The organism is Bacillus sp. CH_48 (assembly GCF_038008465.1).
In the GTDB taxonomy this organism is placed as follows: Bacteria; Bacillota; Bacilli; order Bacillales; family Bacillaceae_G; genus Bacillus_A; species Bacillus_A thuringiensis_S.
The window spans coordinates 4,607,970-4,634,692 of record NZ_JBBOZF010000001.1; the positions used below are offsets into that span (position 1 = coordinate 4,607,970).

The following is a 26,723-nucleotide window of genomic DNA, read 5'->3' on the forward strand; positions in this document are numbered from 1 at the left end:
TTCTCTTCAAATTGGAAGGAATGTTATATTCCCTAAAACTACAGATTGCTTTGCACCTGTTGCGCTCGGCACATTACTCGGATTACGATGATACGTTTCGTTTGCTAAAATCGCAAAGGCGATCGCTTCTTTCGCCGCTGAGGAATAGCCTAAATCTTCTTGAGTAAATATTTTGCATTTTTCTTCCTTTAATCCAAATCGTATCATTTCAACAAGTGTACGATTATAACTTCCGCCCCCGCCTAAAATTACTTCATCGATTTCATAATACGGAAAAATAAATTCCTGATAATGATGAACAATTGAACTTGCTGTAAACATTGTGACAGTTGCCAATATATTTTCTCTACTATGCTTTTCAAATCGATTCAATAATTCAGTCACAAACGCTTCTCCAAACTGTTCTCTACCTGTTGATTTTGGTGGTTTCACGTTCAAAAATGGATGGTTCATACAATAAGTCAAAATTTCATCTACAACTACTCCCTGTTTTGCAATCTTACCATTTTGATCATATGACAACTGAAATAACCTTTGACATACTTCATCAATTATCATATTCCCTGGTCCAGTATCAAAAGCAATAACACTCTCATTACTTCGTTTACTTGGAACCACTGTAACATTACCAATCCCGCCAATATTTTGTAGTAGTCTATTTTTAGTTTGATGCCGATATAAAATAATCTCTGAATATGGTACAAGTGGTGCACCTTGTCCCCCTGCCGCCATGTCCATCGTTCGGAAATTCGAGATAACTGTCGTGTTCGTTTCATATGCTATTACTGCTGGTTCCCCAATTTGCAATGTTGAAGAAATAATATTTCCTTCTTGCTTTGGCTGATGATAAATCGTTTGTCCGTGAGAGCCTATTAAATCTAATTGTCTCAAAGGAAAATTGGCCTCTTTACAAACTTCCTTTACAGCATTGGCGAAGCATAAACCAAGTTTAAAATTCAAACTACATATAAGTTGGACATTCGAAGTTTCAATTGATAACGCTTGTTGGATCTCATTTTTCATATCATTACAAAATGGAACAGTAGTAAAATGGATGAGTTCGATTTTAGAATCTACATCACTTCCTTCTATATGAACGAGCGCTACATCTATTCCATCTAATGAAGTACCAGACATTACCCCTGCAATATACATAACGTGCATGACCTCCTATTTACTAAAAAACAATCATGTAAGTAACGAACGTACAACCAATCGAAAACAATATAAATCTAAAAAACAACTGAGCTTTCGATGCAAACGATCCATCAATGAAAGAAACAACTACCGTAAGCAAAACGCTTGCCGCAATACTTGTAACGAGCCAGATACTATGCATTTGTGATAGATTTAGCATGCCTAATAAAGGGACAAAAAGTAAATTTGCACAAATCACTCCAAATAATAATAAAAATACGCCTTTATAACTAAATTTTATATTCATTCTATTTCCCCCTTTCTAGTTTTAATGTGAAAGAAGTGATAGACAAAAAGTCTATCACTCAAAATAACAGCATGCAGATTAAGGATTAACAGATTCCCCGTCACCATTCTTTTCAATTTCAAGCATATTTTTGTCGTACATTTTAAAGAATGGTAAATAAATAAGGAACGATATTGCTACATTTATAAAAACTAATACAATCGCACGCCAATCTCCACCTGTTGCTAAATAAGCACCAATTGGAGCAGGTAATGTCCATGGCGGCATAATATGCGTTGGTGTTACAAATCCCATCGCTGTTGCAGCATAAGCTATAGTAGCTGTTACTAACGGTGTAATGACGAAAGGAATAATTAAAATTGGATTTAATACAATCGGCAAACCGAATATAACCGGTTCATTTATATTAAAAATCCCCGGAACAATACACGTTCTCGATAATGCTTTCGAATATTTTGATCGACCAAATACGATCATAGCTAACACAAGCCCTAACGTTGCGCCCGAACCACCAATCCAAATAAACCATTGATAAAACGGTTCTGGTGCAATAAACGGAAAATGACTCGCTCCACTTGCTACAGCTTCACCGTTCTTTCCTAAATACACATCCCAAAGCGGCCTTGCCACAGTACCTACAACTGATACTCCGTGTATCCCGAAAGACCAGAAAAACGTAATTAAAAATACAGGTATAATAACGCCAAAGTAACTATCACCAGCTTTTACTAACGGTGCGGCTAGTTTATCTACAACGTAATGTAAATCAACTTTAAAAACGACTGTAATAAGACTCATAATAATAATAACGAATGCTGCAGGTATAAGTGCTTCAAATGAACGTGATACTGACGGTGGTACTTGTTCTGGCATTTTTATCGTTACGTTATTCTTCTTACAAAATCTTAAAATCTCAACTGATAAAATAGAGACAATCATCGTCACAAATAATCCATGACCTCCGAGGTTTGTCATTGGAAGCATAAATCCTTTTTTATCAATTAACTCAGGCGTTAATGTTAAAAGTAGTGAACATACCGCAAGCTGTGCTCCTGATAAAGCATCTAATTTATAACTTTTCGCTAAATTATATCCTATTCCAAATGCTATATATAAGGACATAATAAACATAGTTAAACGATATGGTATTAATATACTTGTTTGATTCTTTAATGCCCAAACCGATATGAAACTATCTTTCGGCAGTGGTGGAAATGCTACTATTAAAAAGAAGCTTCCTACTATAATAAATGGTAACGCCGAAATAACTCCATCACGGATTGCTTGTAGATGCCTCTGCTCAGAAAGCCTTGCCATCGGGCCAGATAAGTTTTTATCAAGAAACGTGACAAACTTATTCATAACGCTTCCCCCTAACTGATTAATTCATTTACAGTTTTTAATAAAGTCGGGCCTCCAAGCGGCGTGTATGCTTGCGGTGGAATGATGCCACACGGAATAGATTCCTCCTCTGCAAATTTTTTTACAGAGTCAAATCGGTGTCTTATTTGAGGTGCCACCATTACGACATCCCAGCCATTCTTTACTTCTTCCTCTACCTCATTCGTTCCAATTGCATACACTTCCATGTTCAAACCATTTTTCTCCGCTTCTTTTTTTAAAGCGTTTACAACAATTGCACTGGACATTCCTCCAGAACAGACAAACAAAACCTTCATTTATTAATCCTCCTATACTTATAATTTATTACCCTTCAAATGAAAGGAAGTTTCACTTTACTAACAAGCATATGAAGTAGTAAATGAATTTAGTTATAATGAAAGTAAATTTCATTAAAAATATTTTTCCTATTAAATTAATGTTTCAATGTGTAATTTTCTCTATTGCAAGGCCAACCTCACCTCAGATATTATTTTAAATAATCATATGATAGGGAGGCGTATAAATGATCGTTAAACGTTTATTAATGATATGTTGTATCGTCATCTTGTTCATCCCTTTCTCTTTCATTTCCCCTCACTCTACTTATGCTGAAGTAAATACTACGTACAAAAAACATGAATTACGTGCTGTATGGATCGCATCAGTTCTGAATATTGATTGGCCCACAAAAACTGGCTTACCTATTGAAAAGCAGAAACAAGAATTTATAAGATTATTAGACGATGTAAAAAGCACTGGTATGAATGCAGTTGTTGTACAAATTAAACCAACAGCTGATGCTTTCTATCCCTCAAATTACGGCCCTTGGTCTGAATACATTACGGGTACACAAGGAAAAGACCCCGGATACGATCCACTTGCATTTATGATTGAAGAAGCACACAAAAGAAATATAGAATTCCACGCATGGATTAATCCATACCGAATAACGATGAATCACACTGATATAAATCGATTATCAAATAATCACCCTGCAAGGCAACACCCCAATTGGGTTGTACCTTATGGCGGAAAGTTATATTACAATCCCGGTATTCCAGAAGTGAAAAAATTTATAACAGAAGGTGCTTTAGAAATCGTACAAAATTACGATATTGATGCGCTGCATATGGATGATTATTTTTACCCATATAAAGTAGCCGGTGAAGAATTTCCAGATCAGAAAACATACGAAACATATAATAACGGTAAATTTACAAATATAGAAGATTGGCGACGTAACAATGTAAATGAACTTGTAAAAGATTTAAATACTGCTATAAAACAAGAAAAATCATATGTAAAGTTTGGCATTAGTCCGTTCGGCGTATGGCGAAATATAGCTGACGATCCGACTGGCTCTAACACAACCGCAGGCCAAAGAAACTATGATGACCTTTATGCTGACACACGTGAGTGGATACAAAAAGGATATATTGACTACATTACACCGCAAATATATTGGAATATAGGTTTCACCCCAGCTGCATATGACATATTAGTAGATTGGTGGGTTAAAGAAACAAATAACAAACCGCTTCACCTATACATCGGTCAAGCGGCCTATAAAATTAATAATAACTCCGTCCCTGCTTGGTCTGATCCAGAAGAATATCCAAAACAAATTGCATTAAACCGGCTATATCCTGATATAAAAGGTAGTATGCATTTTAGCTTAAAAGATATTAATAACAATCCACTCGGAGTTAAAGATAGACTTTCAAAAAACATATATAAACATCCTGCATTAATCCCGCCTATGCCTTGGCTTGATCATGATCCACCAAAACAACCGACTTTAAAAGGCGCCATTCCAAGAGATGAAGGTATTGCAATCGGTATCATTGACAATAGAGATAATGATTCTGCTTATTACGCTATTTACCGCGTGAATGGGAAAAATGAAGTGGATATACAAAACCCCCAAAATTTACTTACTACTGTAAGAAAAACAAAACTTGGAGAAATTTATGTAGATAAAACCGCTATTTCCGGAGAAACGTATACCTATGTCGTAACTGCAGTTGATCGATTGCATAATGAAAGTGTGGCTTCTAGTAAATCTACTATTCAAGCAAGATAAAAGTAAGAGCCCCCATTTTTTTGAATGCGGGCTCTTATTTTTATTTTCGTAGTTCACTATATTGAATATGAATTCTATTCTCAGGGTTTTTATCTACTGTGTAAAGTACAAATAAGAAGAACCATTCTAGTGGCTTCATTAAAATATAAACAGAATCAGCCGACCATTTCGTATTAATATGTTTACTAATCGGATAACCGTATTTATCATAAAAATTACGAATAACTTTATGACATTTTGGTACCCGCTCCTCAATTACATTTTCAAAAGCGTTCGCAATTAATAACTGTCGATTAACTGTAATTCTTTCCCCATGCCTAATTCCTGCTCGTAATGGCTTAACGATGTTTTTATGGCCTTTCACAGAAACTGTACATAAATAATGCCCATCCCCGGAGACAATTTGAGGACTTGGGGCAGGAATCTTAGAATAATTAAAACTACTTGTTTCCATAAACACTCTTATAAAACTATCTGGTTTTTGGCCAAACAGTATTAAAATAAATTGAACAATTAACAAGACAGGAAATAAACTTATCATCCAGACTGTAGCCATTTTTTGATATCCAAAAGAAATACGATACAGCAATAATATAATTCTGTTGCTCTGCGTATAATCTTTCTCATTCTGAGATTGTATGAAATAACCTAATGTATTTCTTAATTTAGCTAAGAATAATAGACTAAAGGCAAGCATTCCAACTTGAATACAAAAGACTGGAATGTATCTCAATCCTCCTAATTCCGTATAAAAGGCAAAGCCTGTATGGGTAATATAGATGAATGTATATACAATGTTTACTATCATTAAAGTACTATAAAAAATATAAAATATTGGTGAAAGTTTTATTAAGCCTGTTGTTAATTTCCAATACGAAACTCCACCTAAAATAACTAAGAGAACTACTATCGTAATGTGGTCATGGGCTAAAGAAGCATATTGATCAGACATCATTCCGTTCTTTTCAAATTTATGTAATGGTATTCCTGCTCTTACATCATTTGCATTCCTCATAATACCTAAACCAAAGATAAAATAACTCAAACCCAGTGATAATATTTCCTGTGGCTCGAACTTTAGTATACTTGAGGAATTCTCCTCCTTCGATTGGAAACTATCCCAAGCTTTACTAATAGGGTAGCCAAGAAATATAAATAGAATTACAAATAGTATAACTAACTCAAATAGCACAATATCATACCCCTTTTATAATAATTGTTTACACAAAGTATAAAAAAACACTCTATATTTTACCATTTATTAACGTTTGTATATATAATTTCACAAAAGATTGCACTCTCTAAATTCACAAAAAAAAAAAAGCCTAAAAGCTGAAACATTCAACTTTTTAGGCGATCTCTTCTATTTATTCTTAAACTTCTCAGTCGCTGCCCTCATCTTCACATTTAAATCGTGATCAATCGAGTCGCGAATATCTCGCTCTACTACTTCCATTTCTTTTTTGAAATTTTCCAAGTAGATCTTCAGTTCTTCTTCCTTCTCTGGTCTTTGTGAAGGTGGTAATTGTACTACCAACGATAACATGGCCGTTAAATCTTTCATTAAGAATGTTTCAAGTTTATGTTGTTGTTCAAACATGCGTTGCTCTTGATAGTACGGAAGTGCATTTAATACCGAAATTGTAATATCATCAACCGTTCTTTGTAATGAAGGATTTATTGAGCGTTTATACGCTTGAATTGTATTTAATGCGTCTGGATAACGGTCATAAAAATACAATTTGTAAAATGATAAGTCTGTCGGTTTTACAGTTTGCTGCGTTTCTTGTCTTAAGAAATCTTTCACTTTCATCGCAGCCACATCGATATCTTCACTTGTGAGCTTTTTCGTAGTTTTTGCCATTACATGCACTTTTTTCTGCTTTTCTTTCGGTAACATCGAGAAGACTTGTTCTCTCGTACGTTGACCTGATGCACAGAATAGAGTATTTAGTATATTTTGTTCTTTCTTTCCTTCGGTGCGAATCCAGCGATAAAACAGTGGGTGTTGTGTAAATTCTTGTAGAAACGGTATTGATTTGTTTGATAACTTATCTAAAGAATCTTGCGCTTTTTTATATGGCTTCGTCCATGAAAAATACAGTTTCCGTCCGAAATATACGACTAAAACAACGACAGTAAATGCTATTAAAAGCAATGTACCGAGTAGTAATAGTACTGTTTGAATGAAACTCATTTGTTCACCTCCTCTAATAATCCGTTATTTCCTTGGACGCTGAATGAGTTTCTGCTTCATCTCATCATTAAATGTGTCTAGTTCAATAACAAACTTCTTACTTGACTCAATAATACGTTCTGACGATTTTTCAGATGCCTCAATTGCAGCGAACACATTTTGGAATGATTCGCGTAATTTATCCATGCTAATAGCAGGATTCTCAAGCAATTTCGTCGTTTCTTCTGTATTTTGTTTTAACGCTTGAGAATTACTTAACACCATCGATTCAATTGCTTCATTCGTCGCATTTACGGCATCAATTGTTTTACGTTGATTCGTTAATGCTAGCTGAATAGCAGCTGAAACTGTTACAACGTTTTGCGTCATCGTAATCGCATTACGTATTGCCTCTGTTAATTTTTCATTGTTTTTCTTAATGATGTCTACAGAAGCTATAGATTGTAATAATACACTTTTCGCTTGCTGCATATTACGTGTACGTACAAGTATCTTTTCTAATGCATCGTTAATTAACGGAATATCCCTTTGACGCTCTGGGTTTTGTTTTTCAGCTTCAAGCATGCCAGCAAGCTTTTTCCCTAAGTATACTTGTTTATCAAGAGCATGAATTTTATCGTGCGATTGTTCTTTTAACATTTCAAGACCAACTGTATCCTCTTGTAGGTTATCACGACCAATTAGGAGGGATCTAATAATTTCCTCGATTTGTTTATCTATAGATTGGTATTTATGCACGTATGTTTCAAGTGGATTTTTCTTGAATACTTTAAACATTATTTTCTTCATACCACTTGCTTTAAGTGAATTGGGATCAAGCTCTGATACCACTTTTCGTAATTCTAACAATGTATTTGGAATTTCTTCATTTTTCCCATTCATCATCGCTGTTACAGGGCGTTTTAAAGCTGATAACGTTTGTCCTGCTGCTTGTTGCTCTTTATCCCCTAAATCTCCTAGCTGAGACAATACTTTTGATAAATCTGTATTTTGCTCGCTATTTAACTTTTGTACATAAAGATCAGCTTCTTTATTTAGTTCCTCTAATTCTGCATCTTTTATAACTGTATCAACTACTACTTCTACATTATTATCTTTCACAATGGATACAGGTTCTTTTTTCTCGAGTTCAGTCAACAAAATCGCTCCTTTATTTATATGTGCGAATTCATATGCACTATATTTCATCAATTATATCGTATTTCATATACATTCTGCCTGCTTGAAATCGATTTTTTAGAAATGTCTGTTTATGCAGTCATTCCCTGTTTCTTACTATAAGTATACCTGTAATCAACATAATTTTCCTCAGACTTAAGACCTAGAGAACTACATGCTGAAGGCGGATTCTTCATATATTTCCTAAATAATTTACGTTCTTTCAATCGTGCTACACTCAATCTTTTGACATTCACCCTTTTTCAATGTGATAATTCTATTACGCTCACTTTTATTTATTTTTGCGAGCTACAAATGCTCCCTTTTGAAACGCTAATAACACCGTTTCAAACGTATCATCTTCTTCAATCATTTTTATAAACTCACCTAATTCACTCGCATGAGAAGTTGCATTATCAACAACAAGAAAACCTTTTGGTTGTAACATACGTTTTATATGCTCAAACCACCACATGTATTGCGTACGCTCTGAATCTAGGAAAATAAAATCAAATGAATGATTTAATTGCGAATCTAAAAATGCCCCGGCTTCTTGATTATGAATATCGATTCTTTGTAACAGGTTTGCCTTTTCAAAATTGACAAGTGCCTCTCCAACTCGTTCTGAAGAAAGCTCTACAGTCGTTACATTTCCATTCGTTTCTTCTACCGCATTAGCTAACCACAATGTAGAATAACCATTAGAAGTTCCAATTTCTAAGATGTTTTTTGCATTACACCCTTTTACTAAAATTGATAAAAATTGCCCCATCTCACGAGAAACATTCCGTAATTTTTCTTCCCTTGTTTTTTTATTTCGATCATGCTCTTCTCCATATTGTTCAAGTTGCAATAATAATGAATCTACTGTATCCATTCTTTTCATCGCCTTTCCAAGCAATATGATGAAAAAGCTCTTGCTGCCCGTCTACTTTTTATTATATGCGAAACAAAAACCTTTTTCCTGTTATATGACAAAGATTTATAATTTTTTATAGCATATTGTTTCGTTTTTTGGTAAAGTTAATTTCTACGTGCAATTATTCCATTCATATTATTTCATATTAAAATTGCAGTTATTAAATTATATAAACCCCATTTAAATGAATCGGTATTTCAAATTCAATTAAGCGCCCTTTTCGGACGCATTTTCTTTGTTTATATATTTCCAGAAGAAAGGATGCTTACAAATGAACGTGATTAGCTTAGATGCTGCTCGAAAACGAAAGCAGCATAAAAAATTAATGATTACTATACCGATTATTACACGTATTTATGAAGAAGACGGGGAAATTAAATTTGAGGTAGCTGGCGAAAAAGATGTACCTCTTGAAATGTTAGAAAAATAATAAAAAACGCATTTCTGAAGAAATGCGCTTTTTTATATTTTTACATTTAAATGCATAAGTTTTTCAGGATTAACCATCATATAAATATTTGAAATTTTCTCATCCTCAAATGCAAACGAAAGAACATACGTTACTTTATTATTTATTGTAACTATAACTCCTGGCATACCATTTACCATTTTGAAATCAACAGTGTACTCTTCTGTCAATCGTTGTGCAATCCCAAAGAACAAGCGCATAATTCGATCCGCAGAATAAATCGGATTAATCGCAGTCGTAACTTTACCACCACCATCAGCTTTGAGTATAGCATCTGTTTTTAATACTTCTAACATACCTTCCTCATCCCCACACTGTAATGATGATACAAACTTTTCAACATAAGAAGCCATTTTCTCCGTGCTTAATTTTGATTGCTTCGGTTTCTCCAAAATGCTTTTTCGTGCACGTTGAAAGATCTTCCTGCAGTTCACACTACTCTTATCAACAATTGAAGCTATTTCTTCGTATTCATAACTGAAAACCTCTCTTAATATGAAAACAATCCTTTCTACCTCAGATAGTTGTTGTAAAAGTAATAAATATGCGGTGGAAAGGGATTCTTTCATTATAAATGACTTTGATGGCTCATCACTCTCTTCTACAAGTGGCTCTGGTAACCACATCCCTACATACACGTTACGTTTATGCGCTACCGATCGTAATTTATCAATTGAACGATTTGTCGCCATCTTACATAAATATGCTTTCATATTTTCTATAGATTGAGGATCTTCTATATTATTTAGCGAGATAAATACATCCTGAACGATATCCTCAGCATCCATAACGCTCCCAAGAATTCTGTATGCTAACGAAAATAATAATGGTTGATACGCTTCATATAACTGCTCCGTTTCCATGATGAACTACCTCACTTTCATATTGCTTTAAAATGTGTAACGCTGCACGTTTCCCGCTTGCTACCGCAGCATCAGCTAATATTTCATCATGCCCTGCCCAATCTCCTGCAACATAAATACCTGGCATTTCAGGTATATTTGGGCCCGGTTTTTCAACACGGTCAATATGAGGAAAATCATGTACTACTGTTATTTTCGGTAAATATTGCTGTGCAACAACTTCTCTTTTCCAATTTGGATGTAACAACTCCATCGTACTTTCCAACTGTTCTTTATCTTCATGAATATGATTCATCGCTAGCACAGGATTATGGTACTTAATTAGACTCACTGCAATTGATCCATCTTCACTTAATTTAGCTGCTCTCGATTGATTTGTGAAAAATATAGGTTGATCTAATCCTAATACAAATTGATGTGTAGGATTGGGTAATTGTCTCAAGCCAATATCTAATGCAGCAACAGTAACCGGTACCGATTGTTCACTCCACCTATGCAAACTTGTTCCTTCTGCACCTTTTATTATTTTACAAGCTTCTTTCGGCGGAGTCGTCACGATGACTGTACCTACTTCAAAAACCTCATCATCAACACAATGTATTCTTTGTTTATCTTCGTAATGCTCTATTTCCAAAACATGCTTTTTAGCCAAAAATTGCACGCCGGCATCGTTCGCTATAGCTCTTAATTTTGTTATTATCGTTTCCCAACCACCATCTACATAAAGCACTCCTTCTTTTATAGAAAGCTGTATTTGCTTTAGTACAGATGATGCTAATTGTATTGTAGGAGCAAACGTATATGTTGTCGTCCGGCATAGCGCATAAAATATATTGCGAACCATTGGATCTTTTATTTCATTTTCTGCCCATGTAGTTAGACTCATTTTTGGAATTTCTCCTACATCTAAATTTCCTAAACGAATCATAAGACGTGAGAATTGTACTTTTGCAGACCACGAAAGTAGTGGTGTTGATAAAATTGAGCGAAAATCTGTTGGGATGGTGAATATATCCCCTTTCCATATTCCATGTGCTTTTGTAGATGGTATTCCACCTGGAAGATTCATACCGAGCTCATTAAAAGTTATAAACGCTGCCCCGCCTCTATATAAAGCATGTGCACCAAGATTCATGCAGATTCCATTTTTATTTATAGTCATCCCTCGGCCACCGAATTGACTGGACTTTTCTAATACAATCACTTTCCTTCCAGCTTTCGCTAAATATATAGATGCTGTTAATCCAGCAAGCCCACCGCCAACAATTGCTATATCAAATGTATTCATAATAAAATCCCTCCTTATCGTTCTACATACAAGACGAACGATTAAGGAGGGATGTGACATAAAAATAAATTTTTATTATCCTACTTTATTTCATTACTTTTTAATTCGGTCATATTGCATACGAAATAACTCAATTGCAAATGGAATATCCTCTTCACTCTTTATATAATAACTGATCCATCCTGATTCAGGTAATACGTGATGTGGTTTTACCAATCCCTGCTTCACTAATTCATCTCGCTTTAACTTCGGAAATGGTAAATCAGCTAATTTATCACCATGAAGATGGCCAAGTTCTTTCTTGCCATAATTTATTTCAATACCACCAAATCGATGCGGTTTTTCAGAAACACCCGCCCAGCTGAGTACTTCATTTCTAATCATTTCACTAAATGACATGAACATTCACTCCTTATAAATGATTGATGTAATTTTAAGTTAACATTTTCATTACTTTTTTCCATCAATCCAAAGTATGAATGGGAATACGAATATAGTTTAATCTTAATACCTTATTCTTTATGGAATAAGTGAATTTATTAAGTTATCGACAACAGCACAAAACAAAGACTAGACACATATCCTAATTTTGTAACCTAACTTACCTATAGAAAGGCGGGTAATACAATTGACTGCCAACATCGACTATACCTCCCCCTCAACTAATTTTACTTATGATGTAAATAAAAGTAATTTTTTTCAGAAAGATGCCCAAAATTATATAAATGTACTTGGCATTAAACAATTAAATACTTTAGAAAATACTTCTTTATTAGATATTTATTTAAGTACAGGAAATGTTGTAGAACCACATATTCATCAAAATGCAGCTGAACTTGTTTATTGTATTTCAGGGTCTGCTGTTGTTTCTTTACTTAATCCATTTACGAATCAAATATTAAACTTACCGATAAAACCGGGGCAAGTTGCCAACATTCCACAAGCGTGGTGGCATTATGAAATTGCTACAGCAGATAATACTCATTTATTAGCTATTTTCAATGCCCCAGCGCCAGAAGTTATTTTCGGTTCTGACATTTTAAGATTAACTCCGGCTCATATGATGGCCCATACTTACTGCCTCAATGAACAACAATGGAAACAAGCGATTTCTCCTATTCAATCAACTACTGTAATTGGTCCTCCGGCAAACTGCAATCAAAACCGTGAAATGAAAAATTATCCAACCCACCCCCTTACTCAACAGCCTAATCCCTATCGCCAAGATTCTTATTACTTTCCTCTGTACTGGGGTTATTAATTTGTAAATTTTCAAAATAATCATCATTTATCTCCTAGGAAAATACCGAGGAGATTTTTTATTGTATCTTCTCTTCCTAGTAATAATAGTAACAATTGATAGTATACATACATATAATATTTATATATTAAATTGGAGGTGATAGTACTATGAGTAATTATAACTATCGAAAAAACTACTCTTATAATAAAAATAGTAGCTCTTCAGCATCCTCTCAATCTTCCAATTCCCAATCTTCCAATTCCCAATCGCAAAGAGACTTAACTCAGCAAGGCTATGTAAAGAAAAAAGGATGTAACTGTAATAAAAATAAATAGTTTATTTTATGGATGAATTCTTTTGTAAAAGAATTCATCTTTTTTTGCTGACCGGAATTTTTTTATGTTACATAACTTATTCCTTAAATAGGAAAGGATAAATTATACTTTTTATACGAACTTAACAAAGAGTGATTATTCAATTGATTTATTACCTATTCCCCCAAAAAATATAGTCCTTCCTAAATTTAGGAAGGACTATATACAAACCTCTGTTTAATTTCCTACTAAACGTTGTAACAAATTAAACGATATTAATACCTGCACTTACAAATCCAGCAACTGCAGCTATTGGACTTGCTGCTGTTAATGAAACATATAACAGTATTTTATCCCCAGCCGCTACTGGAATAGCTTCAGCTATGATTCCTGATGCTGTAGAACCAATCGCTATTGCGGCAAATGCTGGTGTTAATAATAGAGGTGCGCCTTGTACTGTAAACGTATTGCTTGCTGCAGGTGCAGTTAATATTTGTATCTGCACTTGAACTGGTGATAGTGGAGCTAATGCAGCTGTTGCACTAAAGAAACCTGCTAATGACGTAATAGTTCCTGCGCGCGGTGCTACAAATGCATAATCACCTACACCTAATGCTAATGTGATACTTGTTCCACCAGTTAAAGCTACACCAGGCTGACTAAATCCAAATCCAAGAAGAGTTCCTGTATTAGCTATTAACGCGTTAACTAACGCAGATGGAGTTGTACCTGAAGCAAATGGAATAATAGCTCCGCCACCAGTTGCACCTGTTGCTCCTGTTAAACCTGTTGCTCCTGTTGGACCTGTTGCTCCTGTTGCTCCTGTTGCTCCTGTTGGACCTGTTGCTCCTGTTAAGCCTGTTGGACCTGTTGGACCTGTTGCTCCTGTTAAGCCTGTTGCTCCTGTTAAGCCTGTTGCTCCTGTTGGACCTGTTGGGCCTGTTGGACCTGTTGCACCAGTTGCTCCTGTTAAGCCTGTTGCTCCTGTTGCTCCTGTTGCTCCCGTTGGACCTGTTGCTCCACCTCCAGGACCTGTTGGGCCTGTTGGACCTGTTACTCCACCTCCAGGACCTGTTGGACCTGTTGGGCCTGTTGGACCTGTTGCACCTGGAGTAGCATTGATTAATTGAATTAATAAATTAAAAAGAACTTGTAAAGTTGCAGGATCGACATTTGAGTCGCAGGATACAGGGATAAGATCTAAAGCGAAGAAGAATTGTGCAAGTGCGCTATAAAATTGTTGCAATAATGTTGACAATTGACCTAAATTAGGAGCTGGAGATTGTAATAAAACTAAAATACTTTGAGTTAATTGTTTCAAAAAATTAACTTCTGGGGAAGGTAATAAGGAATTTAAGAAAATTAAAAATTGATTAAACAAATTGAATAACGCTACTCTGTTTGCATCACTTGGATTTGCAAAAAATGCTGAAATAGCTGATACTAATGAGTTTAGTAAAGTAATTAATTGACTTAATTGTTCCCTAGTAATAGGAACTGACTGTGGATTTTTACAACAATCTGGAGTGAAAACAATCGGATTATTGCAGTTGTTATGACCAAAACAATTATTACTTGTCATTTATGTCCTCCTTACTTGTTTTATATTTGAGTTTTTCCTATTATAAGGATCATAAAGTTGTAAAAGAGTATGTGTTATACATTGACTTAAAATAGGAAACATGAAATATAATTAAACTTGCAAACGCTATTTAATTATGTTCATGACTCACATATTAATTATATGTTTTTAATAATTGACTGCTTAGATTAAATACCTAAACTTAAGAGTTTATTTTATTTTTCCACGTTTATCTCTTAGGTTCAAATACACATATTAATTTGAATATACTCAACAATTAACGGTGCCATTTTTTACATATAAATTCACATTATTTCTTTACTAAAATTGTGGTCTCTTTTTAAACATGAAGCCGTTTGTATCATAGAGAACTCTCATATAATATATTGAAAAATTCATTCTATATTTTATTCCAATACACAATGAAAAGGATTGAAAGTAAATTTCCTATCATTCAACCATTTATAACATCTAGAAATTGAATGTACCTTCACTTAATTTTAACTATTTAAATATGAAACAAAAAGGACAGATTCCTTTTCATTAAGGATCTGTCCTTTTAATTAATAATGATAAATTGTAATATAATTGAAGATCCTTGCGATGGAGGTTGAGTATCCAATAAAGTTAATTTACCAGTACTCACCTCATATAATGGCTGTGGTTGCATTATTCCATTAATAAATAAATTAATATATGAAACTTCACTAGGCGATAATATATTCGTTGTACCATATTGAGGTATCCCATCGGCATCTGTATATATAAGTTTCTCTCCATCTGCAAAAGTATAATATAACAAATTGGTTGTTGTTATAGGGCCAATACCCCCAGTAGGACCTGTTGCTCCAGTTACTCCGGTTGGTCCGGTTGGTCCGGTTGGTCCGGTTGGTCCTGTTGCTCCGGTCGGTCCCGTTATTCCGATTGGTCCCGTTATTCCGATTGGTCCCGTTTCTCCGGTTAGCCCGGTTACTCCGGTCAGTCCCGTTATTCCCGTTGAACCTGTTATTCCGGTCGGTCCCGTTTCTCCGGTCGGACCTGTTATTCCGATCGGTCCCGTTTCTCCGGTTGCTCCCGTTATTCCGATCGGTCCCGTTATTCCGGTCGATCCCGTTATTCCGGTCGGTCCCGTTATTCCGGTCGGTCCCGTTATTCCGGTCGGTCCCGTTTCTCCGGTTGCTCCCGTTATTCCGGTCGGTCCCGTTATTCCGGTCGGACCTGTTTCTCCTGTTGGAATATAAATTGGTGGAAGAATCGGAAATGTAGGTCCAATATTTTCTGGCCCTATCATCCCCTTATTCAATGATAAATTGTCATTGCGTTTCAATTTAATACCTCATTCCACATGTTTTTTAATTCATACACATCATTATGATCCTATTATTAAAGAATGACTTTATAACTATTCTCTTTTTCTTCCCAAAGAATTATTACATATATTAAACATTTTACCGTTGCTATAACCGCTTTAATTAATATAATAAATAAATCATTCTATTTAAAAAGTACTAAATCTATAACATTCTTATTTAAAAAGATGAGGTGATTTATATTCAAGATAATAATGAAATTAGAAAAAAAGAAATAATGTCAATGGCCCTTGACATTATTTTCCCTTACAGGCTTACTGGACCTACCGGAAATACTGGGCCTACCGGAAGTACTGGACCTACCGGAAGTACTGGGCACTGGTTTAATCGTTACAACAAACTCTATGTTCGCTAATAATACATTAGGTGGTCCCATCTCTGTGATATTAGGTGGCACTAATATTCCTCTTTCTAATAACCAAAGCCTCGGTAATTTTACAGTTAACGCCTCAAACGATATATTTACAATTCCTGTAACTGGAAGATATCATTTAACCTATCAAGTTAATACGACAACCTCTCTACTTGCTGGAACAAGACTACTATTAAACGCTTCTACGCCAATTCCTGGCTCTATTTTTTCTCCCGCGTTATCAACTTCAAATTATAGTAATAATTTAATTACTAATTTAAATGCTGGTAATACAATTTCACTACAATTATTTGGTATATTATCCGTCGTGAATTTAGTTGGAGGCGGATCAACAGGTGCCTCTCTTACAATTATACGAATTGATTAAAAAATGATTCATTCTTTTTATAATAAACAATCTAAATACTCACTTAGTAAATGTTACTATAGTGATTAAGTAATAAAAACAAATTATACTATATCCATAGTAGAAAACATCTATACTAAATTTTCCGTATATATATTATCAATTTACACTTCCCCCAAGTCGATGTTACATTAAAGATGAAGATTGTTTCTCCTTTACAGACCATCTCAATATGTATTTGAGAAACATCTCCAATCCTATACGCGAGAGCAATACTATATTGACACTCAATTGAGTGTCTTTTTTTATTCAAAAAAATAAAACCATCTCTTATAGATGGTTTTAACAATACACATTTACTTTTACTCTTTATATTATTGCCAGCTTATAAAGCTGGATAATAAATAGTCATACTTAACCGAGTTAATGTTCTTCCTGAATTAGTATAAGTATGCGGTCTATCCGCCTTAAAGCGAATTGAGTCTCCATTATTTAACGTATATTGACAATCATTTATATCAATTTTCAATTCCCCTTCAAATACCGTTATAAATTCCTCAGTACCCTCTTTATGTGCTTCTGAACTTAAATTCCCTTCTGTTTCAATTTCAACCGTATAGATTTCGAAGTTTCTATCATCTTGGAAAGGAAATGAGGGATACACTTTATATCTCCCATTGTCTTCAGACAATGCTTGAACATCATTTCGTAAAATCACTTTCGTATCAGGCTGTGGATTATTAATTAAAGAGGTAAAGGATACTTTCAAACCATTAGCAATTTTCCATATTGTTGTTAGTGTCGGGCTTGAATCTCCTCTTTCAATTTGTCCAATCATCGTTTTACTTACACCTGTTAATTGAGAGACCTTTTCTAAACTTAATTTTTCTTTTTCACGTATTGATTTTAAATTTTTTGCCAGAATAAGTTGAATTTCTTCCATAAAAAACACTCCTACATTGTATACAATATAACGTCCGTTATGTATAATAAAAAGCACACGTTATATTGTTCTTTTTGATCATTATAACATACAAAATAATTAGGGGGTTTTAAAATGCCAATATTTTCTTTTTTGTTATTTGTTTTTATAAGCAGCTTCACACCTGGCCCTAACAATTTCTTAGCTATGACATACGCAAATCAACACGGATTAAAGAGAAGTATAAACTTTTGCTTTGGAGTAGCATTCGGTTTTTTCATCCTCACTTCTTTATGTAGTTTCTTTAATATTGTATTAATTAATATTGTACCTATAATTGAATTGCCTTTAAAGATTTTAGGTGTCGCGTATATGCTATATTTAGCCTTTAAAATAATCGCTAGTAAAGGCAGTGCAGAACCCGATGAAAAAAATAATAAAAACTTATTTACAGTGGGTATTTTTCTTCAATTTGTTAACCCAAAAGGAATATTATTTGGACTCACCGTAGTCTCTACTTTTATACTCCCTTACTACAACTCATATTCAATTTTTCTACTTTTCTCATTATTCCTAGGTATAGTTGGTTTACTGAGTACATTTAGTTGGAGCCTTTTTGGTTCCATGTTCCAAAAAATTTTATTAAAACATAATCAATTATTTAACATCATTATGGCTGTTTTATTGATTTTCAGTGCTATTTCAATTGTTATTCACTAGCTATTAACTCATTCTGGATGCTTTTTATCCTCTTTTCTGTATACATCACATCAATATTATAATAATCTTAAAATGTTTTTATTAATAATCTATTTCGTAGTTTCACAATTTATGGATTGGGACTACGAAGTAAACTAGAATGTTTCTCACTAGATAATATTAATTTTGTTGTGTGCCGCTAGCTTAATAAAGTTCTTCAACATTATTCGCTTTAGTATTATACGATTGTAGGCAAAATGAAAACAATAAGTCTACAACATAGGTATTTTAAAATCTTTTTATAATTATAGAGAAAAAATACCGTATAATATAAATTACTGCTCTTTAGGAGGATCACAATGGCTGATAAGTATAAATTTTTAATTCTCATTGTTACCGCATTTTTTTCATTCTTTTCTTTAATAAAAGATTTCCGCAACACTTCAAAAAGTTTCTTTTGGGGTAGTTTTTTAATTCTTACAAGCTTCATGATACTATTAATACATGCTCTAGATTTAACTCAAATACTTATTTATCCAAAGCAAATTGCGCTTGAATTTATTACAATACCACGTAAATTATTTTTGCCATCTGTCACTGAGGCCGCCAGTTTCCCTACAACACTAAGATAATAATTTGATTAAGAGCTCTTTTTTAACCTAAACATACCATATACAAAATCCAACCTTAATCACTTAATTACTGATAAGAACCTAACTTATAAAACGCATAATAATTATACTCATTTACTAGTATACAAGCCGTATCTCTTAGTAGAAGCACAGCATAGAATACGATACAGGACAAAACCTTCAAAAAACTTGTCTGAGTTAATTCTCAAAAAGGGTGAATATAAATGCCTATCGTTAAACCTTTTATAGCTGGAAGACGATTTGTAAGTACAGCAGCAACAGGAACTGCTGCTGGAGCAGATTTAACTTTTGCTAACACAGACTTCACTGATGACACTGGCGCTGTAACAACATTCCCTGCTTCTTATGCCTTTTTAACACTTTATATTAATGGTGTTATTCAAACAGGTGATACTATTACTGGTGTGACTACTACAGCTGCTACTATTGTAGGAGGAGCAGTCCTAGATGGAGGCACTCCTATTGCAATTGAATTTACTATAACGTAACTTGATTTATCTTTTTAGAGGTTTCATTAAAAGAAACCTCTAATTTTAAAAATTCACATCAATTTTAGTAGCAACTACATATAGTACAGTGCATATACTAGATAGAATGATAGGAACTTATACTCACTCACAAAAAGAGCACTTATCTATAGTGACCTTTTATATGGCACAATAATTCTTCTCCTATTTGCTCTTAGAGAACCTACTAAGCAGTTAGCTAATTTAGCTAACTGCTTTTTCCATATATTATTTATAGCTTTATCCGTAATAGTAACGCTTGTGCACTATCTACTATAAATTTTCATATATTGTATTATGATTGTCCAAAACGTGAATTTAATACTCACGCAATCTAAATACAAGAAAGGAGTGAAAATATGCGCTCATCAATTCGTAAATTCGCTAATTTTAATTGTGAAGCACAAGCACCTAGTACACTACCTGCCCTAGGTTTTGCCTTCAATGCTACTTCACCTCAATTTGCAACATTATTTACACCACTACTATTACCTAGTACAGGCCCAAATCCTAACATTACTGTCCCTGTAATCAATGATACAATTAGTACTGGAACTGGTATTAAAATTCAGATAGCTGGTATTTATCAAATTAGCTATACATTAACAATTAGCCTTGATAACGTTCCGGTAGCCCCGGAAGCAGCGCGCTTTTTCTTGACATTAAATTCATCGACTAATGTTATTGCAGGATCCGGAACCGCAGTCCGTTCTAATATTATCGGAACTGGTGAAGTCGATGTATCAAGTGGTGTCATTCTAATTAACTTAAACCCTGGTGATGTAATTCAAATTGTCCCCGTTGAAGTAATAGGTACAGTAGATATTCGTTCTGCAGCGTTAACAGTTGCGCAAATTCGTTAATAAAGTGAAACTTTAATCAGCCCTCACCTAACTTCTTTGCTTCCACTGAATTTTGAGGTGGGGGCCTTACTGCCCGGCAAATAGCGGGATAAAAACAAAAGACTTGGCTAACTAACATTTAATGTTCCTTATACACACTAAAATATATTTTTATAGATTTGACACACATTTATATTAAACAAGCATATTTTATTGTATGTTGACTATATAGTCATACAAATCTAAAGCGTTCATAAAAGCACACTTATATGTGTGCTTTATTTTTAATTAAAACCTACAACATTCTCAAACAATATCCATATATTATCTTGATTTCTCTCTAAATATATAGTTTGTCTCAGAGCGCTATACTGCGCTCTTTTTATTTAAATCCCAATTTTTAAAGTTCGATTTTATGATTTACGTTATACACATGGTCCGCTACTTTTGAAACAAGGTATACATCTAGAACACTTCAGTCATAAAGATATGTTCATAACATTAAATCGCTATTCACATGTTTTGCCTGGAATGCAGGAGGATGCTGTTAAAATATGTAGTGAAAGACCATTAGAATAATAATATTTTCAAATATAAAAAAATGCGGTTTCTCCTCTCAAGAGAAACCGCAACATATCAATGCTTTTACTATATTTTAAACTGACTCGTATACAAATCAAAATAGAATCCTTTATCTTCCATGAGAGATTCATGATTCCCTCTTTCTAAAATATTTCCATCTTTTATAACAAGGATTTGATCTGCCTTTTCAATTGTTTTAAGTCGATGAGCGATCACAAAACTTGTGCGACCTCTCATTAAATTATTTAGTCCTGCTTGTATTTGTAATTCTGTTCTTGTGTCAATATTAGATGTCGCTTCGTCGAGAATTAATATATCTGCATCTGCTAAAATTGCTCGTGCAATCGCAAGAAGTTGTTTTTGTCCTTGACTTAAATTCGATCCTTCTGAAGCAATTTCTGTTTCATATTGATTTGGCAAATGCTTAATAAAAGAATGTGCAGATGCTGCCTTAGCTGCAGTGATGACTTCTTCATCAGTAGCATCTAAGCGTCCATAACGGATATTATCCATAATCGAACCAGCAAATAAATACGTATCCTGTAAAACTACTCCTATTTTACTTCGTAAAGAATTAATATCATAATCTTTTATATCTTTTCCATCAATATGAATTTGTCCTTGCTGTATATCGTAAAAACGAGTTAACAAATTAATGATTGTTGTTTTCCCTGATCCAGTCGGACCAACTAAAGCAATTGTCTCTCCTGGCTGCGCTTTAAGACTTACTTCTTTTAAAATCGTTTTATTTTCTGCGTAGCCAAATGAAACATTCTCAAGTACAACATGCCCTTGTAAATTTTGTACAACAAATGCGTCTTTTTTATTTTGAATTTCTGGTACCTCATCCATAATCTCAAAAACACGTTCTCCACCAGCAACTGCTGCTTGAATTGTATTCATTAAAGTCGCAAATTGACTTAACGGTCTTGAGAATTGACGAGAATAATTAATAAAAGCCGCAATAACACCTACTGTTGTCATTCCGTTTAAGACCATAACTGATCCAGTCCCAATGACAAGCCCCATACCTAAGTTATTAATAAAGTTCATACTTGGAAAAATAAAAGCTGAAAATGTATCAGCCTTCGTAGCTGAAACTCTTAGCTGTTCATTAATTTTATTGAAATTTTGTACAGTTTCTTTTTCTTTTCCGTACAACGTTGTAACATCCGCACCTGTAATTGCTTCCTCAATAAATCCATTTAATTCACCTAAATCTTTTTGACGCTTCGCAAAGTTTTTACCACTATATGCAACTAGTTTTTTTGTAACGTAAAACATAATAGGTACTGTAATTAAAGTTACAATTGCTAAAATCCAATTTAAGGCGAACATCGCAATCGTTACACCTATAAAAGTTAACGCTGATGAAATAATTTGTACAACACTTTGTGTCAAAGCTTGGTTCAAATTATCTATATCATTTGTCACACGGCTCATTAAATCACCTTGAGAACGTACATCAAAGAACCGTAAAGAAAGCGTTTGAATTTTCTCAAAAATATCTTGTCGTATTTTTTGAATTGTTTTTAATGCAACGTTAATCATGACAAACGTTTGTAACCATGTTAAAAGTACCGTTACACCATAAATCGCGATAAGTAACATACACATTCTTGCTGTACCACTTAAATCTTTCGGTACAATATATTGATCTATAATGACTCCCATAAAATATGGACCTAATAATCCAAGTAATGTAGTAACAACTACTAGAAATATAACAAACATAAGAGCAGCTTTTTGATAGCCCATATAATTCCATATCCGCATTACAGTTCCTTGAGCATTTTTAGCTTTTCGCATCTTTGGCGTGTTTCTTCTACCTTTATTAGCAAATTGTCCTTGAAAATTACGCATGTTCTTCCCCACCTTCTTTATACAAATTACCACCTTGGGAAAGATAAATTTCCTGATAAACCTCACTTTGTTCTAACAATTGTTCATGTGTACCATTACCAACTAATTCACCATTATCTAATACAAGTATTTTATCCGCATCCATTATGGAAGAAATTTTGGACGCAATTAATAAAGTCGTTGTGCCTTTATATTTTGTTTTTAAAGCTGTTTGAATAGTAGCCTCTGATTTCGCATCAACTGCTGATGTAGAATCATCTAATATTAGAATCGGTGGTTTTCTCACAAGTGCTCTTGCAATTGATACACGTTGTTTTTGTCCACCTGATAGATTTGTTGCACCTTGTGTTAAATTATATTGATAAGATTCTTCCAGCTTATTGATAAACTCAGTCGCACAAGCTGATGCGGTTGCTACTTCCAGCTCATCGTGTGTTGCATCTTCTTTACCATAACGTAAATTCTCTTCTATACTACCTGAGAACAATAACGCCTTCTGAGGTACAAAGCCTATTGAAGCACGGAGTTTTTGCAAATCATATGTTTTAACATCTATTCCATCTATACATATTTCACCTTGATCCACATCATATAGACGTGGTAACAGTTTCGCTAAGGTTGATTTACCACTTCCAGTCGATCCAATAATCCCTACTTTTTCACCTTTTTGTATGCTAAACGAAATATCTTTTAAAACATATTCATTATTTTTCGTATAGCTATAACTAACATTTTTAAATTCTATATTCCCCTCGATTTTCTCAGGTTCAATCGCATTCGCTTCGCTTATAATATCAACTTCAGTATTTAACACTTGCTTTACACGATCCGCAGATGGAAAAGCTCGCGCAATTTGAATAAATACCATGCTAATCGACATAAGTGACATTAAAATGATATTCAAGTAATTAATAAATGCCAAAATCGCTCCTACTTGAAGTGTTCCACTGAATACTTTTTCTCCACCAATCCATAATGTTGCAACAATCCCGCCACTTACAACTAGCATAATGATTGGCATCATTAAAGAAATAAGTTGCACAGCTCGAATATTTATCTTCGTTAAATTTGTATTTACATTTCCAAATTGAGCGATTTCATATTTTTGTCTTACATACGCTTTTATAACACGCACACCAGATAAATTTTCTTGTAACTTTGTATTCACTTTATCTAATGCCTCTTGCACCTTTTTAAATGTACCACTTGCTTTACTTGCAATTAAAATAATTGCAAGTAATAAAATTGGAACAACTACAAGTAATATTGGAAATAACTCTCGCGCTGTTACAAAAACAATAATTATACTTCCGATAAATAACAGTGGGCCACGAACGAGAACACGTAATGTCATCGTCATTGCCGATTGAATAGAAGTGATATCATTCGTCACAATCGTTAATAATTTACCTGTTCCAAATGAATCACGATTATTACTAGAAAATGTTTCTATTTTCGCAAACACATCTTTTCTTATGTCTGTAGCGAAATTAACAGCTGCTTTTGTAGAATACATCATACACCCAAGCCCTCCAACTAAACCGAGTGCTGCTGCCCCTATCATAAGAAGCCCCATTTTTATTACATAATTTAAATCCCGATTTGCAATCCCAACATCAATGATATGTTGCATAATAGTCGGTTGAATTAAGTCCATCGCAACCTCAAGTACCATAAATAGCGGTCCAATAATAGCGAAGAACATGTATGGTTTTAAATACTGTAATAACTTACGAAATGATTTCATACATAATCTCCTTTTCCCATGAAATTACCACTGAATAATTCATATCCCTCCTTATTTAAGCGATATATTTTGTAATTTCTTCATTACTTCTATTATATTATGTAAATTAATATTTAACATTATTAAATGATAAGCATTAATGACTTTCTGGTCAATAAATGTGCTTTATATTATGTAAATACAAAAACCGCATTCTTACTGAAAAGAATACGGTTTTTCATCTATATTTCTTCAATTGTAAAATTTAAAAACTCAGTCTCAAATCCCTTATTTTTAGAAGGACTACACGTGTAAAAACCTATTTTAATAGGCTCATTCCCTATATCCTCCATTAAATGAGTGATTCTTATTTGTTCCCATTGATGGCTCTTTTTCACATATATTGTATAATCACCACGTTTTCGAATAATTCGAAAACGAATTTGTTGCTTAGCTTCTTCAGTTGGATAATCTTGCGTTGACCAGTCAGAATATCCATTATTCGTTACGACAGCACCTAAGTGAGATGGCCCTTCAGGGATATATTCTAAAGATGTTTTTAGCCAACAGTTCTCCGAAATCATAACAAAAAGACCTGCTTGATCGAATTTTGAATTTGGATTCATACGTAACTGAACTTCAGCTTGAAAGTCTGTCATCATCTCATTATAAAATACATGACCATTCATTACTTCAAAACCATAATGTGTTTTAAGCCAAAAATCAGTTTCTGCTTTCGAACGGACAATAAACGCATGATTGTCATTAATCTTATAGTATTCAGGTACATTCATTATAGTGAGTTGCTCAATACGTTCTGGTATATACGATATATAAAGCATTTATATAGACATTTAAAACTCCGCTAATACTGGGAATTTATAACCTTTAAAATCTAACTCTTTATCACTTCGAACCATTAAATACTTACTAGACTGTAATTCTGTAAACTGTACATCCTCAATCCCTAATTGATCTGGAGAAAAATAAAATTCGATTTCCGTAAACCTTTCATTGATTTCTCCACATATTTCATCTAAAACCGGAAGTACTGGCGCAAATACTCCAAATAATTTCAACTTTTCATTGTCTACTTCATAAACGATTAAAGCATCTAGTTTCTCTGAATAATACAATTTCTCATTCCATTCCGAGTCATACATATTCAAATAAAATGAAGGACGGAAATTTAAAGTTGAAAAATTATTTGAAAGTCTTTGGCCACTATCAATAGTTTCATGTATTAACTGTCTATTCTCTACATTATAGTAATCTAATTTTTTAAGTAGTGAATCGTTATTATTGTTTTTATCGTATGGTATAGTCATCAAATATTCCTGCACAACTTTAAATCCAAACGCTGTATATAGTTCAGGTTTTTCCGTAAACAATAATGTACATTCACATTTCTTATCGATTTCTTCTATCATTTTACCCATTAATTGTTTCATTAGCCCTTGTCTACGGAAATTAGGATGTGTCATTACTGATTGAATACCCGCCGCATTTATTTTTTCTCCATTAATTAATAATGGGAGTGAAAATGCCGCAACATTTGCAATCACTTTATCTTCTTGTAAAAATGATAAAGCTTTATATGTATCATCCCAATACCCTTTATCCGAAAAATCATTCAATGTTTGAGTTGTAATTTCAAACACTTCTTCAAATAAAGGAAATAACTGCTCTCTTTTCGGTTCTTCTATTAGAAGACTTGCCATTTTTTCAACATTCCCCATGTTGTACCTCCAAATGTTAAATTCCATTAAATTAGATATACTTATATGACCTACTCTTAAAAATAGAGGTCTTACCAATCAATATACTATCATAAAACATAAAAAAAAGTCTAATTAATTTTATGTTTTGACTATTTGAAAATAAGTCGAATAAAACAA

General features: G+C 33.8%; 25 protein-coding genes and 1 pseudogene. 8 read left to right on the top strand and 18 right to left on the bottom strand.

The window, feature by feature from the left end; genetic code table 11:
- Positions 1-6 precede the first annotated feature (6 nt).
- The 4 genes from anmK to N2V92_RS23215 form a co-directional block, all read right to left on the bottom strand.
- Positions 7-1,155 (bottom strand): anhydro-N-acetylmuramic acid kinase AnmK, encoded by a 1,149-nt coding sequence (gene anmK / locus N2V92_RS23200; protein WP_016077736.1) that lies wholly within the window; start codon positions 1,153-1,155, stop codon positions 7-9.
- Positions 1,156-1,177: 22 nt separating this feature from the next.
- The gene (locus N2V92_RS23205) at positions 1,178-1,444 is read right to left on the bottom strand and encodes a hypothetical protein (protein WP_001021963.1); all 267 of its coding nucleotides are present in this window, start codon (positions 1,442-1,444) and stop codon (positions 1,178-1,180) included.
- 78 nt (positions 1,445-1,522) lie between these two features.
- Positions 1,523-2,806: a PTS sugar transporter subunit IIC gene (locus tag N2V92_RS23210; protein ID WP_016077737.1), complete on the bottom strand. Its 1,284-nt coding sequence runs from the start codon at positions 2,804-2,806 to the stop codon at positions 1,523-1,525.
- 11 nt (positions 2,807-2,817) lie between these two features.
- Positions 2,818-3,123 carry a PTS sugar transporter subunit IIB gene (locus tag N2V92_RS23215; RefSeq protein WP_000865904.1) on the bottom strand — a complete coding sequence of 102 codons (306 nt, stop codon included), beginning with the start codon at positions 3,121-3,123 and terminating at the stop codon, positions 2,818-2,820.
- A 227-nt stretch (positions 3,124-3,350) separates the two neighbouring features.
- On the opposite strand from N2V92_RS23215, the gene N2V92_RS23220 reads away from it, so the two are divergent.
- Positions 3,351-4,910 carry a glycoside hydrolase family 10 protein gene (locus tag N2V92_RS23220; protein ID WP_000636026.1) on the top strand — a complete coding sequence of 520 codons (1,560 nt, stop codon included), beginning with the start codon at positions 3,351-3,353 and terminating at the stop codon, positions 4,908-4,910.
- Positions 4,911-4,950: 40 nt separating this feature from the next.
- Here N2V92_RS23220 and N2V92_RS23225 read toward each other — a convergent pair whose 3' ends face one another.
- The 4 genes from N2V92_RS23225 to N2V92_RS23240 form a co-directional block, all read right to left on the bottom strand.
- Entirely contained in the window at positions 4,951-6,102 is a 1,152-nt protein-coding gene (locus N2V92_RS23225; RefSeq protein WP_016077738.1) for a DUF6688 domain-containing protein, read from the bottom strand.
- Positions 6,103-6,273: 171 nt separating this feature from the next.
- Entirely contained in the window at positions 6,274-7,107 is an 834-nt protein-coding gene (locus N2V92_RS23230) for a DUF3974 domain-containing protein (protein ID WP_000008362.1), read from the bottom strand.
- 24 nt (positions 7,108-7,131) lie between these two features.
- A complete protein-coding gene (locus tag N2V92_RS23235) occupies positions 7,132-8,244 on the bottom strand; it encodes a toxic anion resistance protein (protein ID WP_000137396.1) in 1,113 nt (370 codons plus the stop codon).
- A gap of 313 nt (positions 8,245-8,557) precedes the next feature.
- Positions 8,558-9,151, bottom strand: a complete 594-nt coding sequence (locus tag N2V92_RS23240; RefSeq protein ID WP_002082794.1) for an O-methyltransferase — start codon at positions 9,149-9,151, stop codon at positions 8,558-8,560.
- A 304-nt stretch (positions 9,152-9,455) separates the two neighbouring features.
- On the opposite strand from N2V92_RS23240, the gene N2V92_RS23245 reads away from it, so the two are divergent.
- Positions 9,456-9,614: a hypothetical protein gene (locus N2V92_RS23245; protein ID WP_001100984.1), complete on the top strand. Its 159-nt coding sequence runs from the start codon at positions 9,456-9,458 to the stop codon at positions 9,612-9,614.
- 32 nt (positions 9,615-9,646) lie between these two features.
- Here N2V92_RS23245 and N2V92_RS23250 read toward each other — a convergent pair whose 3' ends face one another.
- The 3 genes from N2V92_RS23250 to N2V92_RS23260 all read right to left on the bottom strand — a co-directional run bounded on the left by N2V92_RS23250 (position 9,647) and on the right by N2V92_RS23260 (position 12,203).
- Entirely contained in the window at positions 9,647-10,516 is an 870-nt protein-coding gene (locus N2V92_RS23250) for a sigma-70 family RNA polymerase sigma factor (protein WP_000447150.1), read from the bottom strand.
- Positions 10,494-11,804, bottom strand: coding sequence for a phytoene desaturase family protein (locus N2V92_RS23255; RefSeq protein WP_001091191.1), 1,311 nt, complete (start codon positions 11,802-11,804; stop codon positions 10,494-10,496). Before N2V92_RS23255 ends, N2V92_RS23250 begins: the two co-directional genes overlap by 23 nt.
- A 93-nt stretch (positions 11,805-11,897) precedes the next feature.
- Positions 11,898-12,203, bottom strand: coding sequence for a luciferase domain-containing protein (locus tag N2V92_RS23260; RefSeq protein WP_000010317.1), 306 nt, complete (start codon positions 12,201-12,203; stop codon positions 11,898-11,900).
- Positions 12,204-12,432: 229 nt separating this feature from the next.
- On the opposite strand from N2V92_RS23260, the gene N2V92_RS23265 reads away from it, so the two are divergent.
- Positions 12,433-13,065: a cupin domain-containing protein gene (locus N2V92_RS23265; protein ID WP_016077739.1), complete on the top strand. Its 633-nt coding sequence runs from the start codon at positions 12,433-12,435 to the stop codon at positions 13,063-13,065.
- 561 nt (positions 13,066-13,626) lie between these two features.
- On the opposite strand, the gene N2V92_RS23270 is transcribed toward N2V92_RS23265, so the two are convergent.
- Together N2V92_RS23270 and N2V92_RS23275 are read right to left on the bottom strand one after the other, a co-directional pair.
- Positions 13,627-14,943, bottom strand: a complete 1,317-nt coding sequence (locus N2V92_RS23270) for an exosporium glycoprotein BclB-related protein (protein WP_340864537.1) — start codon at positions 14,941-14,943, stop codon at positions 13,627-13,629.
- Positions 14,944-15,502: 559 nt separating this feature from the next.
- The gene (locus N2V92_RS23275; RefSeq protein WP_042597984.1) at positions 15,503-16,270 is read right to left on the bottom strand and encodes a DUF4183 domain-containing protein; all 768 of its coding nucleotides are present in this window, start codon (positions 16,268-16,270) and stop codon (positions 15,503-15,505) included.
- Positions 16,271-16,485: 215 nt separating this feature from the next.
- On the opposite strand from N2V92_RS23275, the pseudogene N2V92_RS23280 reads away from it, so the two are divergent.
- Positions 16,486-17,053 (top strand): annotated as a pseudogene (locus tag N2V92_RS23280) (BclA C-terminal domain-containing protein).
- 364 nt (positions 17,054-17,417) lie between these two features.
- On the opposite strand, the gene N2V92_RS23285 reads toward N2V92_RS23280, so the two are convergent.
- Positions 17,418-17,975: a helix-turn-helix domain-containing protein gene (locus tag N2V92_RS23285; RefSeq protein WP_000391292.1), complete on the bottom strand. Its 558-nt coding sequence runs from the start codon at positions 17,973-17,975 to the stop codon at positions 17,418-17,420.
- Between the two features lie 114 nt (positions 17,976-18,089).
- Between N2V92_RS23285 and N2V92_RS23290 the strand changes: the two genes are divergently transcribed.
- The 4 genes from N2V92_RS23290 to exsF all read left to right on the top strand — a co-directional run bounded on the left by N2V92_RS23290 (position 18,090) and on the right by exsF (position 20,675).
- The gene (locus N2V92_RS23290) at positions 18,090-18,674 is read left to right on the top strand and encodes a LysE family translocator (RefSeq protein WP_016077744.1); all 585 of its coding nucleotides are present in this window, start codon (positions 18,090-18,092) and stop codon (positions 18,672-18,674) included.
- Positions 18,675-19,012: 338 nt separating this feature from the next.
- Entirely contained in the window at positions 19,013-19,285 is a 273-nt protein-coding gene (locus N2V92_RS23295) for a hypothetical protein (protein WP_000774122.1), read from the top strand.
- Between the two features lie 224 nt (positions 19,286-19,509).
- Positions 19,510-19,794 carry a DUF4183 domain-containing protein gene (locus tag N2V92_RS23300; RefSeq protein WP_001123247.1) on the top strand — a complete coding sequence of 95 codons (285 nt, stop codon included), beginning with the start codon at positions 19,510-19,512 and terminating at the stop codon, positions 19,792-19,794.
- 377 nt (positions 19,795-20,171) lie between these two features.
- Positions 20,172-20,675: an exosporium protein ExsF gene (gene exsF, locus N2V92_RS23305; protein ID WP_001257874.1), complete on the top strand. Its 504-nt coding sequence runs from the start codon at positions 20,172-20,174 to the stop codon at positions 20,673-20,675.
- A 627-nt stretch (positions 20,676-21,302) separates the two neighbouring features.
- Here exsF and N2V92_RS23310 read toward each other — a convergent pair.
- The 4 genes from N2V92_RS23310 to N2V92_RS23325 all read right to left on the bottom strand — a co-directional run bounded on the left by N2V92_RS23310 (position 21,303) and on the right by N2V92_RS23325 (position 26,564).
- The gene (locus tag N2V92_RS23310) at positions 21,303-23,099 is read right to left on the bottom strand and encodes an ABC transporter ATP-binding protein (protein WP_016077745.1); all 1,797 of its coding nucleotides are present in this window, start codon (positions 23,097-23,099) and stop codon (positions 21,303-21,305) included.
- On the bottom strand, positions 23,092-24,846 hold the full coding sequence (locus tag N2V92_RS23315) for an ABC transporter ATP-binding protein (protein ID WP_000834778.1): 1,755 nt from the start codon (positions 24,844-24,846) through the stop codon (positions 23,092-23,094). Before N2V92_RS23315 ends, N2V92_RS23310 begins: the two co-directional genes overlap by 8 nt.
- Before the next feature lie 221 nt (positions 24,847-25,067).
- A complete protein-coding gene (locus N2V92_RS23320) occupies positions 25,068-25,667 on the bottom strand; it encodes a DUF1349 domain-containing protein (RefSeq protein ID WP_000965798.1) in 600 nt (199 codons plus the stop codon).
- Between the two features lie 12 nt (positions 25,668-25,679).
- Positions 25,680-26,564 (bottom strand): GNAT family N-acetyltransferase, encoded by an 885-nt coding sequence (locus N2V92_RS23325; RefSeq protein WP_000528682.1) that lies wholly within the window; start codon positions 26,562-26,564, stop codon positions 25,680-25,682.
- Positions 26,565-26,723: the final 159 nt, after the last annotated feature.

What these genes read in the sequence shown, in the direction of transcription:
- anmK (WP_016077736.1), bottom strand. Translation starts at nt 1,155, where the DNA reads ATGTATATTGCAGGGGTAATGTCTGGTACTTCATTAGATGGAATAGAT.
- N2V92_RS23205 (WP_001021963.1), bottom strand. Translation starts at nt 1,444, where the DNA reads ATGAATATAAAATTTAGTTATAAAGGCGTATTTTTATTATTATTTGGA.
- N2V92_RS23210 (WP_016077737.1), bottom strand. Translation starts at nt 2,806, where the DNA reads ATGAATAAGTTTGTCACGTTTCTTGATAAAAACTTATCTGGCCCGATG.
- N2V92_RS23215 (WP_000865904.1), bottom strand. Translation starts at nt 3,123, where the DNA reads ATGAAGGTTTTGTTTGTCTGTTCTGGAGGAATGTCCAGTGCAATTGTT.
- N2V92_RS23220 (WP_000636026.1), top strand. Translation starts at nt 3,351, where the DNA reads ATGATCGTTAAACGTTTATTAATGATATGTTGTATCGTCATCTTGTTC.
- N2V92_RS23230 (WP_000008362.1), bottom strand. Translation starts at nt 7,107, where the DNA reads ATGAGTTTCATTCAAACAGTACTATTACTACTCGGTACATTGCTTTTA.
- N2V92_RS23240 (WP_002082794.1), bottom strand. Translation starts at nt 9,151, where the DNA reads ATGAAAAGAATGGATACAGTAGATTCATTATTATTGCAACTTGAACAA.
- N2V92_RS23245 (WP_001100984.1), top strand. Translation starts at nt 9,456, where the DNA reads ATGAACGTGATTAGCTTAGATGCTGCTCGAAAACGAAAGCAGCATAAA.
- N2V92_RS23250 (WP_000447150.1), bottom strand. Translation starts at nt 10,516, where the DNA reads ATGGAAACGGAGCAGTTATATGAAGCGTATCAACCATTATTATTTTCG.
- N2V92_RS23255 (WP_001091191.1), bottom strand. Translation starts at nt 11,804, where the DNA reads ATGAATACATTTGATATAGCAATTGTTGGCGGTGGGCTTGCTGGATTA.
- N2V92_RS23260 (WP_000010317.1), bottom strand. Translation starts at nt 12,203, where the DNA reads ATGTCATTTAGTGAAATGATTAGAAATGAAGTACTCAGCTGGGCGGGT.
- N2V92_RS23270 (WP_340864537.1), bottom strand. Translation starts at nt 14,943, where the DNA reads ATGACAAGTAATAATTGTTTTGGTCATAACAACTGCAATAATCCGATT.
- N2V92_RS23285 (WP_000391292.1), bottom strand. Translation starts at nt 17,975, where the DNA reads ATGGAAGAAATTCAACTTATTCTGGCAAAAAATTTAAAATCAATACGT.
- N2V92_RS23290 (WP_016077744.1), top strand. Translation starts at nt 18,090, where the DNA reads ATGCCAATATTTTCTTTTTTGTTATTTGTTTTTATAAGCAGCTTCACA.
- N2V92_RS23295 (WP_000774122.1), top strand. Translation starts at nt 19,013, where the DNA reads ATGGCTGATAAGTATAAATTTTTAATTCTCATTGTTACCGCATTTTTT.
- N2V92_RS23300 (WP_001123247.1), top strand. Translation starts at nt 19,510, where the DNA reads ATGCCTATCGTTAAACCTTTTATAGCTGGAAGACGATTTGTAAGTACA.
- exsF (WP_001257874.1), top strand. Translation starts at nt 20,172, where the DNA reads ATGCGCTCATCAATTCGTAAATTCGCTAATTTTAATTGTGAAGCACAA.
- N2V92_RS23310 (WP_016077745.1), bottom strand. Translation starts at nt 23,099, where the DNA reads ATGCGTAATTTTCAAGGACAATTTGCTAATAAAGGTAGAAGAAACACG.
- N2V92_RS23315 (WP_000834778.1), bottom strand. Translation starts at nt 24,846, where the DNA reads ATGAAATCATTTCGTAAGTTATTACAGTATTTAAAACCATACATGTTC.
- N2V92_RS23320 (WP_000965798.1), bottom strand. Translation starts at nt 25,667, where the DNA reads ATGCTTTATATATCGTATATACCAGAACGTATTGAGCAACTCACTATA.
- N2V92_RS23325 (WP_000528682.1), bottom strand. Translation starts at nt 26,564, where the DNA reads ATGGGGAATGTTGAAAAAATGGCAAGTCTTCTAATAGAAGAACCGAAA.